The organism is Pseudomonas sp. zfem002, assembly GCF_032621685.1.
GTDB classification, from domain to species: domain Bacteria; phylum Pseudomonadota; class Gammaproteobacteria; order Pseudomonadales; family Pseudomonadaceae; genus Aquipseudomonas; species Aquipseudomonas japonica.
The window spans coordinates 451,936-465,521 of record NZ_JAVYJH010000002.1; the positions used below are offsets into that span (position 1 = coordinate 451,936).

The window sequence follows — 13,586 nt, forward strand, 5'->3', positions numbered from 1 at the left end:
GAAGGTCGGGGTGATTGGGGGCATTTGGCCAGCATCGTACCCCAGCGGGAGGCAGGAGGCCATGTCTGCTCAGGACCTGTGGCTTGCCCGCGAAAGGACCTTGTAGGAGCGAGGCTTGCCCGCGAAGGACCGCGCAGCGGTCCCAGATAGCAGCGAGGTCCGGGACCGCTGTGCGGTCCTTTCGCGGGCAAGCCGCGCTCCTACGGTGTGTGGGGGGGTGTTACTCAGCCCACTCCGGATCCCCGGTGAACACCACGGTCAGCCAGCGATCCGGCCCTTCGCCGCCAATCGCATTGCCGATCTCGTCCCGCCAGGCATCCCACTCGGCGATGTTCCGCGCCGCCATGGTCCTGGGCACGATGAAGTACAGCTCGATCTCCCGCGAGCGCCCGACCTTGGCCACATAGGCCCGGTACGACAGCATGCTGTGCCGCTCGACGAAGGCCTGGGCCACTTCGTCGACATGCTGCTTGAGGTCCCCCGGGGTCACCAGGAACATGTCCGCCAGGGCCTGGCGGATCACCGACAGCGGCAGCGGGATGATCACCAGGCACACCAGCCCCAGTACCGCCGGGTCGATATAGGGCGAGATCCACTCCCACTCGGTCCCCTGCACCGCGATGCCGACGCAGAAGGCGACCAGCAGCGCCGCGGTGATGCTGGCGGACATCACCCAGCCCTTGACGTCCATGCGCACGAAGTCCGAGTTGATCCGGCGGTTGGCCCGGGCCTCCAGCACGGCGATGGTCAGGCAGGCGCAGACGGTGACCAGCGCATACGCCAGGGCCACGCCGAACTCCAGCTCGCGTCCGCCTTCCAGCAGGCTGAGCACGGCGTTGATCAGCGCATAGATCGCCACCCCGGTCAGGAGGATGCCGTTCAACGCCAGGACCATCGGCTCCAGATGCCAGAAGCCCATGCTGAAACGCTCGCGCAGCTTGCGCGACATATGGGCGCTGCGGGTATGCGCGGTGATCAGGCGCACCACCACCAGGGACAGGCCGCTCATGCTCGCGTCGACCATGGAATAGACGCCGTCGAAGACGATCGAGAACGACCCCGACGCCACGCCGAAGCCGATGCCGATCACGGCGATGAACAGGGTGACGGCGATGGAGGTACGCAGTACTCCCTGCTCGTCGGTCAGGTCGAAAAATCGTCTTGCCACAAAGGAACTCCTTAATTGAAACACCGGGCCATCAGACCCGGAATTGCTCCATCAGCGCCTGCTGCTGGTTGGCCAGGCGATTCAGCGCCTGGCTGATGCGCGCCGATTCGTCGGCACGGCCGGACAGCGATTCGGTGACGTCGCGAATACCGGCGACATTGCGGTTGACCTCCTCGGCCACGGCGCTCTGTTCCTCGGCCGCCGAGGCGATCTGCAGGTTCATGTCGCTGATCACCGTGACCGCTTCGCCGACCCGTTGCAGGGCCGGCACCGCCTGTTCCATGCGGGTGACGCTGTCCCTGGCCTGGCGCTGGCCATCGTGCATGGCCTCGACCACGCCCTGGGTGCCGCCCTGCAGAGCTTCGATCACCTGGCGGATTTCTTCCACCGACACCTGGGTGCGCTGGGCCAGGTTGCGCACTTCGTCGGCGACCACGGCGAAGCCGCGTCCCGCTTCGCCGGCCCGCGCGGCCTCGATGGCGGCGTTGAGGGCGAGCAGGTTGGTCTGCTCGGCGATGGCGCGGATCACTTCCAGCACCGAGCCGATCTGTTCGCTGCGCCCGGCCAGGGCCTGGACCCGTTCCATGGCCAGGTCCATGTCGGCGGCCAGTTGGTCGATGGCCTGGCGGGTGTTGCCGACCAGTTCCAGCCCCTCGCGGGTGGCCTGGTCGGCGCCGCGCGCGGCTTGGGCCGCCTGCGCCGCGTTGTTCGCCACGTCGTGGGCGGTGGCGCTCATTTCGTTGGCGGCGGTGGCAACCTGTTCGATCTCGCGCTGCTGTTGCTGCATGCCGTCGCTGGTCTGGCTGGCGATGGCGGCGGACTGGTCGGCGGTGCCGCGGGCTTCCTGCAGCGAGCCTTTGAGCTGGACGATCACCGGCTGCAGTTTGTCGAGGAAGCGGTTGAACCAGCCGCTGAGCTGGCCCAGTTCGTCGTCGCGGGCGTAGTCCAGGCGCTGGGTCAGGTCGCCGTCGCCGCTGGCGATCTCGCGCAGGCGCTCGGCCACGGCGAGGATCGGCCGGGTCACGCCGCGGGCGGTCAGCCAGATCAGCACCAGGCCGGCCAGGGCGGTCACCAGGGCGATCAGCAGATTGCTCAGGTTGGCGCTGCGGTTGCTCGCGTCGAGGTGCTGGTTGAGCTCGATGGCCGGTGCCTGCAGCACGGTTTCCGGCAGTTCCAGCAGCACCTGCCAGGGCGCAGCGTCGGGGATCGGCGCAAAGGGCCGGGCAACCCGCATCAGGCCGTTTTCCACGCTCGTCTGCAGCGGCTTGCCCAGTTGCCCGGCATCGGCGCTGTGCCCGGCGAGCAGGCCGGCGGGGCTGACGATGCTGACCTGGCCCTGGCCGGCGAAGAGTTCCTTGCGCCCGTCGACGGCCAGTTGCTGCAGGTTGTCGAGGCCGATATCCAGGCCGAGCACCCCGACCACCTTGCCGTTGTCCAGCAGCGGCAGGGCGATGCTGGTCATCAGCACCTGCTTGCCGTTGACCTCGTCGAAATAGGGATCGACCACGCAGGGCTTCGCGGTTTCCAGCGGGCAGGTCAGCCAGCGGTTGTAGGGCGAACCGTTGGCGCCGATGCTGGCATCGGCCAGCATGGCTTCGGGCATGGCTTCGGCTTCGAGCTCGCCGGCGGCATTGCGCGACCAGTACAGCGAGAAGCGTCCGCGGTCGTTGCTGCCCTGCGCGGCCTCGCCGAGGAAGCGGGCGTCCTGGCGGTCCAGGCTGTCGGGCTGGAACACCAGGAACAGGCCGATCAGGTCACGGTTGCCGGCCAGCGCCGCGCGGGCCTGTTCCACCAGGGCCGGACGCAGGTCGCCGTCGGCGCGCTGGCGCAGCACCTGGACCAGGCGGGCGAAGCCGTTGCCATATTGCCAGGCGTCCATGAAGTAGCGCTGGATGCGCAGCGCCTGGGTCTCGCCGTGGGCCTGCAGGCGCAGGCGCGCGTTGTCTTCGAGCAGCGCGGTATTGGCGGCAAAGACCTCGGCGGCGCTGCGCCGCGACTGGGTCAGCGAGGTGACCGCGAGGACCACGACGATGGCCAGCAGACAGAGGCCGGCGAGGAGGATGATCTTCCACTGGATGGACAGGCGGCGCGGGAGCATGAGGGCTTTCCTTCTCGGTCATGAACGACGCCCGCGATCTTCGCGGGCGTGCTCGACAGGCGGTCTCACTCGGCGAGGTAACTCGGTGGCGCGACCCGGAACGATTTGGTCAGCCAGGCCAGGTACAGCACGCCGCACAGCGCCCAGATGCCGCCGAACAGCAGGGAATGCTCGTTGAGGTCGAGCCACAGCACGGCAATGATGCAGAAGCCGATGGTGGGCAGCGCCAGGTGCTTGAGCTTGTTCGCCAGGCCCTGGTTCAGGCCCTGGCGGATGTAGCAGTGGCTGATGACCGAGAGGTTGACGAAGCTGAACGCCACCAGCGCGCCGAAGTTGATGATCGAGGTGGCGGTAACCAGGTCGAAGAAGATCGCCGACAGCGAGATGAACGCGACCACCAGCAGGTTCAGCACCGGCGTCTTGAAGCGCGGGTGCAGGCGGGCGAACAGGCCTTGCGGGATCACCTTGTCGCGGCCCATCACGTACAGCAGGCGCGACACGCTGGTCTGCGAGGCCAGGCCCGAGGCGATGGTGTTGATCACGGTGCAGGCGATGAAGATCGACTGGAACAGCTTGCCGCCGACGTACAGGGCGATTTCCGGCAGGGCCGCTTCATGGTCCTGGAAGCGCTCCATGGTCGGGAAATAGGCCTGGATGAAGAACGACGTCAGGATGAACACGGCGCCGCCGATCAGCGCGGTGAGGAAGATCGCCCGGGGGATGACCTTTTCCGGCTGGTGGGTTTCCTCCGACAGGGTGGTCACCGCGTCGAAGCCGAGGAAGGAGAAGCACAGAATGGTCGCCCCGGCCATCAGCGCGCCGAGCTGGGTCTTGTCGTCGGCGAAGGGCAGCAGGGTCCAGGCGGTGCCCTGGCCTTCACCCTGGTTCAGGCCGCGCAGGCACAGGTAGACGAACACCGCCATGATCACCACCTGCACGGCGACGAACAGGACGTTGAAGTTGGCCACCAGGTTGATGCTGCGGATGTTGATCAGGGTGATCAGGGTGACGAAGCCGACGACCCAGGTCCACTCCGGCACCTCGGGGAACATCGCCGACAGGTAGAGCTTGGCCAGCAGGGCGTTGACCATCGGCAGCAGCAGGTAATCCAGCAGCGACGACCAGCCCACCAGGAAGCCGACATGGGGATTGATCGCACGTTGGGTGTAGGTGTACGCCGAGCCCGATTGCGGGAAATGCCGCACCAGGATGCCGTAGCTCAGCGCGGTGAACAGGATGCCCAGCAGGGCCAGGACGTAAGCGCTGGGCACGTGGCCGGCGGTGAGGCCGGAGACGATGCCGAAGGTGTCGAACACGGTCATCGGCGTGAGGTAGGCCAGGCCGATGATCACCACCTGCCACAGGCGCAGGGACTTGCGGAGTTGGACGTTGCTGTGGGCGCTTGGCTCAGGCTGCATGCGGGCGATGCTCCTGCGACGGGACCACGGACGGGGTGTGCGACGGGCACGGCAAGTTCGAGCGGGTGGGCTCCATATTGTTCACCTTTTATGTCGGAGCTGGGGTTGGCGCGGGCGAGGCGCCGGTGTCACTGGCAGGACCGAAACGGAAAAGCGACGCGCAAGCGCGCGGACGCCGGGGCGTCAGGCAGCGGCGCTGTTGTTTTTCCTTATCGGGCGCTGGGCAAGGTGGGAAAAATAAGAAACGATCTGGCTGGATTGTGTCAAGTAAATCGTTACATTATTTTTCTTTCATGAATTCTTATGGCTTTTTCCTGTGGTTTTTGTGGTGGTGGTGACATTTTCAGTCGCAGCATGGTTTTTTATGTGCGTAAAAATTGACATGCCGTTCAGCGCGCATAGATCAGTTTTCCGGCGAACCAGGTCTGTTCCACACGGGTGTCGCGCAGCGCTCGCGCATCGACACTGAGCACATCGCGGTCGAGCACGATCATGTCGGCCTGCTTGCCCGGCGCGAGCGAGCCGATGCTCTGCTCCAGGCGCATCGCCCGCGCGGCATTGAGGGTGTAGGCCTGGAGCAGGGTCTGCCGGTCGATGGCTTCGTCGGCATTCAGCACACCTTTCGGGCCCTCGCGGGTGATCGCCTGGTAGATGGCCTTCCAGGGTTCCGGGGTGCTGATCGGCCAGTCGCTGGCGCCGGCGATGGTCGCGCCGTGCTTGAGCAGCGAGCGCGCCGGGAAGCTGTGCTGGAAAGCCATGGCGCTCACGTAGGGTTTGACCAGGTCGAGGTTGGCGGCGTCGGCGGCGGCCCAGTACAGCTGCATCGAGGCGATCACGTCGAGCTGCTTGAAGCGTGCGTATTCCCGCGGATTGACCAGTTGCAGGTGGGTGATGGAGTGGGGAATGCCGCTGCTGCGCGCGCGGCGTGCCTGTTCGATGCCGTCGAGGGCGGTGCGTACCGCGCGATCGCCGATGGCGTGGACATGCACCAGCCAGCCGCGGGCATCGGCGGCGCTGACCAGTTCGCCGAAATGCGCGGGATCGAGCAGCAGCTCGCCGCGCTGCCCGGAGTTGCGGTAGGGCTCGAGCATCGCCGCGCTCTGTGCCGGCATCTCCGCGACGCCATCGGCGAAGACCTTGATCCCCGGCAGAGTGAGATTGGGCACGCCAAGGAACTGCTGGCGCACCTTGTCCAGTTCGTCGAGGTCGGCGGGGCCGGCCTTGGCGTCGGCCATCAGCAGGGCCGCGACATGGGCGGTCAGCTCGCCGTTCTCGGCCAGCTCGCGGTACACCGGCAGCACGCCCAGGGAGTCGTTGCGCACATCGGCGCCGGGCAATTCGTTGGCCAGTGGGTCCATCCAGCCGGTGATGCCCAGTTGCTTCGAGTATTCCAGGGCGCGGCGTCCGGCCCTCAGCAGGGTTTCGTGGGACAGCGGCGGCAGCAGGTCGCTGACCGGGTACAGCGCAGCATCGACGAGAAAGCCGTTGGGGCTGCCGTCGGCGTGCTGGCCGATGGTGTTGCGGGCCTCGGCCGGCAGCGCGGCGATGCGCCTGGCATCGATACCGGCGCGCTGCAGCAGGGCCTGGTTGGCCCAGCCGGTGTGCATGTCGTTGGCGGCGAAGAGAATTGGCTGCGTGGCCCATTCACCCTGGTTGAAGCGTTGTTCCAGGGCGGCGATATCGTCCCAGTAGCTCACCGGCAGCCCGGCGACGCTGAGGAATTCGCCCCGTCGCGCCTTGCCGTCGTCGCGCCACTGGCGCAGGCGGCGCTCCAACTCGTCTAGGGGCAACTGCTCGCCCGCGAGGTCGGCCAGCTCCATCTGCAGGCCGCCCTTGATGGCGTGGGAGTGGGAGTCGAGCATGCCCGGCAGCAACAGCTTGCCGCCCAGGTCGATGAGCTGTGTGGCCTCGGTCTTCAGGCGCAGCACGGCCTGGTCCGAGCCCACTGCGACGATCCGCGCGCCGTCCACCGCGACCGCCTGCTGCAAGGGCTGGCCCGGCTCGGCGGTGTAGACCCTGGCGTTGTGCAGGATCAGGTCGACTGCCGCGACACTCGGCAGTGCACTGCAGGCCAGGCTGGCGCCGAGCGCGATGGTCAGGAAACGGTTCATGCAATGCCCTCGTCGTGGTGATGGGCGCAGCCTAGCCAGGCGGCGAGGGCAGTTAAACGCGCAGGCCGGCACAACTTTTTTTGCTTTGCGGAAAAAATCAATTGCCGTGGTGCAAGGGCAGGGCGCACCGATGCCATTTGCCGGTTTGCCCGTCGCGGCCAATACTCGGGCGTTCCCCTCTGTTCTTTTGTGCCCACCAGGAAGCAACCATGGACAAGATGACGGCCCTGACCATCTTCGTCGCCGCCGCCGATCACGGCAGTTTCAGCCGCGCGGCGGAGCAGTTGGGCAAGACCCCTTCGGCGGTGACCAAGGCCGTCGCCCACCTGGAAAGCGAGCTGGGCGTGCGCCTGTTCGAACGCACCACCCGGCGCATGGCCCTGACCGAGGCCGGCGCGCGCTACCTGGAGGGCGCGCGCCAGGCGCTGCTGCACCTGCAGCGGGTGACCGAGGAGGTGCAGCAACTGCAGCACGAACTGCGCGGCACCCTGCGCATCACTGCGCCGCCGTCGTTCGGGCCGGCGTTTCTCAACCAGGTGTGCTGTCGTTTCCTGCGTGAGCATCCGCAGGTGCGCCTCGAGGTGAACCTGAACGACGCCAACGAGGACCTGATCGATGGCGGTTACGACCTGTCGCTGCGCGACGGCCCTACCGACCAGCCCGAGCTGATCGCCCAGCCGCTGATGGAGAACCGCGTGGTGCTGTGCGCCAGCCCCGCGTACCTGGCGCGTCATGACGAGGCGATCACCCTGGACAACTATGCCCGGCATGACTGGCTGTTGTTGCGCCATCCGCTGGTCAACCGCAGCTACTGGTGGATCGAGCAGGGCGGGCAGACGATCCGCGTGCGCCAGCCGACGCCGCGGCTGGTCAGCGACAACTTCGATTTCCTCCTGGGCTGCCTGCTCGACGGCCAGGGCCTGCAGTTCGTGCCGACCTGGGCGGCGGCGCCGTACCTGAGCCGCGGCGAGCTGGTCGAGGTGATGCCCGAGTACTGGCGTTCGGTCAGTGCGTTCGGGCCCTGGGTGCATGTGCTGTACCTGCCGCATCGGCGCAATACGCGCAAGGTGCAGGCGTTCATTGCCTTGTTGCATGAGCAGTTGCGCGGGCAGGGGTTGGAGTGAGAATGGTTTTTCGCCGAGCTTTGTAGGAGCGTGGCTTGCCCGCGAAGGACCGCAACGCGGTCCCTGATTGCGGTGAGGTATGGGACCGCTGCGCGGTCCTTCGCAGGCAAGCCAGCTCCTACGGGGATTGTGCGAGGTCATGTCCGATCTTTTCCAATCCGGCACAAAAGTTGTGCGCCCCCTGACGATGATCCCCACCGCCCCGCTGGATAGTCTGCCCCTGCACGTCCGAGCGTGATTCTTTCCCGGACAGCACAGATGGCGCTTTCCACAGGAGTTACCCGCAGTGAAGATCCACACCCTCGTCAGCGAGATCCGCGACCCCCTCGAACGTGGCCGCGAGATCGGCGCACGTTTCGCCGAACAGATCCGCCACACCACCGCCCTCTACCTGGATTTCTTTCCCCAGGTCGGCGTGTCCCTGCGTGACGCCGAACGCATCGGCGACAACAGCCTGGCCGCACTGGAAGCCTGGAGCCCGGAGCTGGTAGCGGAAGTCATCGGCATGGCCGAGGGCGCCGCGCTCCCGCTCTGGCAACTGGCAAGCCTGAACGCCCGCACCGAAGTCCTCGCCGCGCGCACCCGCCACAGCGAATGCTCCACCACCGTCTTCGCCCCGCCCGGCGCGCAGGCACCGCGCACCCTGCAGACCTGGGACTGGCACGACTGCCTGTGTCCCCACGGCCTGATGCTCGACTTGCACACCGCGCGTGGCATGCAGGTGAAGCTGTTCTGCGAGTTCGGCATGCTGGCCAAGCTGGGGGTGAACAGCGCCGGCCTGGGCCTGCATTTCAATATCCTCCATCACGCCAGCGACCATGACGGCGGCGGCGTGCCGGTGCATGCCATCGCCCGCCGCGTGCTGGAGGAGGCGAGCAGCGTCGATGAGGCCATCGAGCTGGTGCGTTCGGCGCGGGTCAGCGCCTCCACCGTGCTCACCGTGTTTTCCCGTGAGGACAGCAGCCCGCGGGCAGTGAGCATCGAGATGAGTCCGCAGCGCACCGCGCTGGTCCTGCCTCGCGAGGACGGCTGGCTGCTGCACACCAATCACTTCCTCGACCCGCAGCTCAGCCTCGGCGAGCAGGTGGCGGACCGTGCCGATACCCACTGCCGTCTTGACCACCTGCAGCAGATGGTCGCCGGGATGGACAGCCCGGACCTGCGTGCCCGCGCCGAAGCCATGTGCGGCGCCGCCGGTGACAGCGCGCCGATCTGCTTCCATCCGGACCTGTCCCAGCCCGGCACCGAGCGCTGGGAAACCCTGCTCAGCGTGGGCATCGACACGGAGCGGTGCCTGCTGGAATACGTGGCGGGCACGCCGCTGCGCCTGGCCAAGGCCGGTTTCGAACGTTTCTGAGCCAACCCGGTGCCGTCGCCAAGGGCGGCACCCGTCAACGAGAACAACAACAATGACTGTGCAAGCTTCCCGCTCCGCGCTGCGGACCTTCTGCGTTTCCGGCCTGGGCACCGCGCTGGAGTTCTACGACTTCATCATTTATGGCACCGCCGCCGCCCTGGTGTTTCCCCAGGTGTTCTTCCCCGACCTGGATCACCTCACCGCCACCCTGGTGGCCTTCAGCGCTTTCGGCGCCGGCTTTTTCGCCCGGCCGCTGGGCGGCCTGGTGTTCGGTCACTACGGTGACCGCATCGGCCGGCAGAAAGTGCTGGTCACCACGTTGCTGCTCATGGGCCTGAGCACGTTCCTCATCGGTTGCCTGCCGAGCCATGCCAGCATCGGCGTGGCGGCGCCGATCCTGCTGGTGCTGCTGCGCCTGATCCAGGGCTTTGCCGCGGGCGGCGAATGGGGTGGCGCGGCGTTGTTCGGCATCGAATCGGCGCCGCCGGGACGGCGCGGGCTGTGGGGCAGTTTCACCAGTATGGGCATCGGTGTCGGCGGGATTCTCGGCGCGGCGGTGTTCGCCGTGGTCAGCGCGGCGGCCAACGACAACCTGGTGGATTTCGCCTGGCGCATACCGTTCTGGCTGGGCGGCACGCTGGTGCTGATCGGCCTGTATGCCCGGCTGCGCATGCCGGCAGCGGCAACGCCCGCGCAGGCCGAACCGGTGCGCGCGCCGCTGGCCGAGGCGCTGCGCCAGTGTCCGCGGCAGTTGCTGCTGTGCACCGGGGTCGCCTTCGGCTACTGCACCATCGCCTACATCGGCAGCACTTTTTTCCTGACCTATGCGACCCAGGTCGGTTACGGCAGCACCGAGGCGCTGATGTTCGATTTCACCCTGTCGGTGGCCATCGTCCTGTCGGCGCCGTTGTTCGGCCATCTGAGCGATCGCCTCGGGCGGCGCACGGTGATGGTCTTCGGCGCGCTGGTGATGGCCCTGGGGCTGTTCGCCTTCTTCAGCCTGGTCGGCATGAAGAGTTTCACCGTCGCACTGTTCGCCTACGGCCTGGCGGGAGCCTTGATGGGCGCGACCCAAGGGCCGATCCCGGCGTTTCTCGGCGAGCAGTTCCCGCGCAGCATGCGCTACTCGGGTATTTCCGCCAGTTACCAGATCGGTGCCGCGCTGGGTGGCGGAACGGCGTCGAGCATCGCCACGGCGATCCTGATTCTCACCGATCACGACCCGATGGGCGTGGCCTGGTACGGGGCGGCGGCATTGGTGTTGGTGGCGGTGTGTTCGTTGCTGCTGCGCGAAACGTCGCGGTTGAGCATGGAGGCGATCGATGAGGACACGCTCGGAACATGGTCGGCTGCAGAGGTTTCCAGGTAGCGCCAGGCGGGAATCAGGCTCCCTGCAGCACCTTCAGTGCGGCGGATGCCAGAAACCCTGAGCGGCTGCGCTGTTCGGGGTGGTGCTTCACGTACTCGTCGATGCGGCTCAGCAGGTGCTTGGGCAGGGTGATATTGAGCTTCTCGGCCTTGCCCATGTAGCGGGTGATGTCGATATCGACCAGCGCCCAGATGCAGCCCTCGAACTCGGGATTGGTCGAGTGAAAGGTGATTTTCTGCGCAACGGGAATTGCCGCGCCGTCTTCGGCGAGCAGCTCCAGATGCCCTTCGATGGCTTCCCGGGCCATGGCAAGCGCGTCATCAAGGTCGTCACCTGCGGAAAAGCAGCCCGGTATGTCCGGGACTTCGACGCCCCAGGCGTGTTCGTCGTCGCCGGGAAGAATCGCAATGGGATAGAGCACGTATGTCTCCTTTCGGTGTTCACAGTTGTGCTTGCTTGAGGATACTGCTGACGGTCTTCGCCAACAGATCCTTCTTTGGATGAGGAATGGTCACCAGACCCGCTTTCCAAGGGTGCTTGAAGTGATGATGGCTGCCTCTCGTCTGTACCAGATACCAGCCGTCAGCTTCGATCCGGGCTATCAGCTTGCGGCTGTCCACGGCCTCTCCTGGTGGTTAGTATATCCACCGACCTTAAATCATCAACACTATACCCACCGTCCATGCGGGGGAAGCAGGGAGGTGTATCAGGAAGCGTGCGAGGAAACGGACAGGCGCCGAAGCATCATGTGCTGGTTCGCAGGAGGTATCAGGGAAGGGGATGAAGCAGAGAGGAGGGAAACTGGAGCGGGTGAAGGGAATCGAACCCTCGTTATCAGCTTGGGAAGCTGGAGTAATGCCATTATACGACACCCGCTTGCAGGGCCACTTTGTACCAGAACCGCGAAACGATTTGAAGCTTTTATCGAGGGAACCTGCGTGCGACCTGTAGCGCCGGGGCGGTGATCTTCCTTTTGCCCGCTCGGGGCGTCGATACCGCTGACCGGGCTACAGGTGCCCGTTTCCTTCAGATGGCCAGTGCATGCTGGCCCTGCACGTACTGGTAGCGCGGACGTTGTTCACGCTGCGCCGGCTTCAGAAAACCCATCAGCGCGTCGCGGGTATCGCGGCAGGCGGACTTGTTTTCCATGTCGAGGAAGTGCCCGGCGCTGCGGATCTCGCTGAACTGCGAGTTGCGCACGTGCCGGCTGAACTGCCGCGCATCGGCGATGGTGGTGTATTCGTCCCACTCGCCATTGATGAACAGCACCGGAATGTCGATGACCCTGGCCGCGTTCAGCGCATTCTCCAGGTCGTGATCGAGCACCTGGTGGATGTGGAAGTGCATCTGCGCGTACTCGTGGTTGTCCAGGCTGCTGACGTGCCGGTAGTTGAAGCGTTTGAACAGCGGCGGCAGGTACTTGCCGATGGTGTCGTTGACCAGGTTGCCGACCTGGTAGCGATCGCATTCACGCAGGTACTTCGAGCCGCGCTCGAGGTAGTCGCGCATCGGTTCGTTGATGATCGGCGAAAACGAGCTGACCACCGCACGCTCGATGCGCCGCGGCTTGTGGGCCAGGGCCATGAGGGTGCAGGCACCGCCCCAGGAGAACGACATGACCTGGTCGGCGGCGAAGTGATCGATCAGTTCGAGGAGGATCTGCCCCTCGGTTTCCTTGGTCAGCAGACGCTCGTGGTGGTTGTGCGGCTTGGATTTGCCGGCGTACGGCTGATCGTAGAGGACCACGTTGAACTGCGGATGAAGATTGCGCACCGCCTGGGCGAACGAGGCGGTGGTAGCGAGCGAGCCGTTGATCAGGATGATCGTCTTCTCGGCTTCCTGCGAACGGTAGAACTCCGTGTAAACCCGGTACTGCCCCTGTATATCCAGCACAGCAATTTCTGGCCTCATGTCATCGACTCCTGGCGCAAAAAGGGTATCCGTCCAAGCAAGCTTGCACGATCTATGTGACAGGTAGGCATACGCCTTGAAGTGAATCGAGGGGCCCTTGTCGATCCGTTGCAGCCGTGGTCGACGGGTGTTGTTCTTGGCGGGCGATTTCGTCGGACGCCCGCGCTTCGAGGCTCGGGTCACCGGCGAAAAGGTGTCTTGGACTACGAGAGTGACTGTAGAGTCACATGAAGACCGACGATTCGATTCAAGCAGCCGATCGCCGATGTCGCAAGTGCCGTTCGGGTAATTGGTGAAATTTTTCTGGCGACAGGCCCGCTCGACTCAGATCGGCTGGATTTCGTCCGCGCGCAGTGCCCGGTACTGCCCCGGGGCGAGCTGCGGGTCGAGGCGCAGCGGCCCCATGCTTTCCCGGTGCAGGCGCACGACCTTGTTGTCGTAGTGGCCGAACATGCGCTTGACCTGGTGATAGCGCCCTTCGACGATGCTCAGCCGCGCGCTGTGGCTGCCCAGCGGGGTCAGTTCGGCGGGCTGGGTGGTGAGGTCTTCGAAGGCGAAATAGAAGCCCTCGCGAAAGCGCGCGACGTAGCCGGCCTCGATCGGCTGCTCGGTCTCGACGTAGTAGACCTTGGGCAGCTTGGTCTGCGGCTGGGTCAGGCGCCGCGACCACTGGCCGTCGTTGGTCAGGATCAGCAGGCCGGTGGTGTTGAAGTCGAGGCGGCCGGCGATGTGCAGCTCGTCCTTGTCCGGCTCGTCGATCAGGTCGAGCACCGTGGGGTGCTGCGGGTCGCGGGTGGCGCTGACGCAGCCGGCCGGCTTGTGCAGCATGAAGTAGCGCGCTGGACGCCCGACCTGGAGCAACTGGTCGTCGACCTCGACGCGGCTGAACACGCGCACCTCGTGGCGCGGGTCGTTGATGGCCACCCCGTCCACCCGCACGCGGCGTTCCACCAGCAGCAGGCGCACTTGCTGGCGATTGAAGCAGGGCAGGTTGGCGAGGAAGCGATCGAGACGCATGGCGGCAGCGGGG

11 protein-coding genes, 1 tRNA gene and 1 pseudogene are annotated in these 13,586 nt (G+C 65.7%); 3 read left to right on the forward strand and 10 right to left on the reverse strand.

The window, feature by feature from the left end; translation table 11 throughout:
• Nucleotides 1–220: 220 nt before the first annotated feature.
• The 5 genes and pseudogenes from RTI28_RS05420 to RTI28_RS05435 form a co-directional block, all read right to left on the reverse strand.
• Complete coding sequence (locus RTI28_RS05420) at nt 221–1,168, reverse strand: cation diffusion facilitator family transporter (protein WP_316919479.1); 948 nt, start codon at nt 1,166–1,168, stop codon at nt 221–223.
• 31 nt (nt 1,169–1,199) lie between these two features.
• Nucleotides 1,200–1,955 (reverse strand): methyl-accepting chemotaxis protein, encoded by a 756-nt coding sequence (locus RTI28_RS30260; protein ID WP_401248605.1) that lies wholly within the window; start codon nt 1,953–1,955, stop codon nt 1,200–1,202.
• A 102-nt stretch (nt 1,956–2,057) separates the two neighbouring features.
• Nucleotides 2,058–3,266 (reverse strand): annotated as a pseudogene (locus RTI28_RS30265) (HAMP domain-containing protein); the annotation flags it as partial.
• A gap of 65 nt (nt 3,267–3,331) precedes the next feature.
• Entirely contained in the window at nt 3,332–4,684 is a 1,353-nt protein-coding gene (locus RTI28_RS05430) for an APC family permease (protein ID WP_316919481.1), read from the reverse strand.
• Between the two features lie 389 nt (nt 4,685–5,073).
• The gene (locus RTI28_RS05435; protein ID WP_316919482.1) at nt 5,074–6,795 is read right to left on the reverse strand and encodes an amidohydrolase; all 1,722 of its coding nucleotides are present in this window, start codon (nt 6,793–6,795) and stop codon (nt 5,074–5,076) included.
• 209 nt (nt 6,796–7,004) lie between these two features.
• Here RTI28_RS05435 and RTI28_RS05440 point away from each other — a divergent pair, with 209 nt between their 5' ends.
• The 3 genes from RTI28_RS05440 (at nt 7,005) to RTI28_RS05450 (ending at nt 10,645) form a co-directional block, all read left to right on the forward strand.
• A complete protein-coding gene (locus tag RTI28_RS05440; RefSeq protein WP_316919483.1) occupies nt 7,005–7,919 on the forward strand; it encodes a LysR family transcriptional regulator in 915 nt (304 codons plus the stop codon).
• Nucleotides 7,920–8,205: 286 nt separating this feature from the next.
• Nucleotides 8,206–9,276 (forward strand): C45 family peptidase, encoded by a 1,071-nt coding sequence (locus RTI28_RS05445; RefSeq protein WP_316919484.1) that lies wholly within the window; start codon nt 8,206–8,208, stop codon nt 9,274–9,276.
• A gap of 52 nt (nt 9,277–9,328) precedes the next feature.
• Nucleotides 9,329–10,645, forward strand: a complete 1,317-nt coding sequence (locus tag RTI28_RS05450) for an MFS transporter (protein WP_316919485.1) — start codon at nt 9,329–9,331, stop codon at nt 10,643–10,645.
• Nucleotides 10,646–10,658: 13 nt separating this feature from the next.
• Here the strand turns inward: RTI28_RS05450 and RTI28_RS05455 are convergent, their stop codons facing one another.
• The 5 genes from RTI28_RS05455 to RTI28_RS05475 all read right to left on the reverse strand — a co-directional run bounded on the left by RTI28_RS05455 (nt 10,659) and on the right by RTI28_RS05475 (nt 13,573).
• Complete coding sequence (locus RTI28_RS05455; protein ID WP_316919486.1) at nt 10,659–11,066, reverse strand: type II toxin-antitoxin system HicB family antitoxin; 408 nt, start codon at nt 11,064–11,066, stop codon at nt 10,659–10,661.
• Between the two features lie 19 nt (nt 11,067–11,085).
• Complete coding sequence (locus RTI28_RS05460; RefSeq protein WP_316919487.1) at nt 11,086–11,265, reverse strand: type II toxin-antitoxin system HicA family toxin; 180 nt, start codon at nt 11,263–11,265, stop codon at nt 11,086–11,088.
• 182 nt (nt 11,266–11,447) lie between these two features.
• Nucleotides 11,448–11,521, reverse strand: a tRNA-Gly gene (locus RTI28_RS05465).
• Nucleotides 11,522–11,671: 150 nt separating this feature from the next.
• Entirely contained in the window at nt 11,672–12,556 is an 885-nt protein-coding gene (locus RTI28_RS05470) for an alpha/beta hydrolase (RefSeq protein ID WP_316919488.1), read from the reverse strand.
• Between the two features lie 324 nt (nt 12,557–12,880).
• Nucleotides 12,881–13,573, reverse strand: a complete 693-nt coding sequence (locus tag RTI28_RS05475) for a 16S rRNA pseudouridine(516) synthase (protein WP_316919489.1) — start codon at nt 13,571–13,573, stop codon at nt 12,881–12,883.
• Nucleotides 13,574–13,586: the final 13 nt, after the last annotated feature.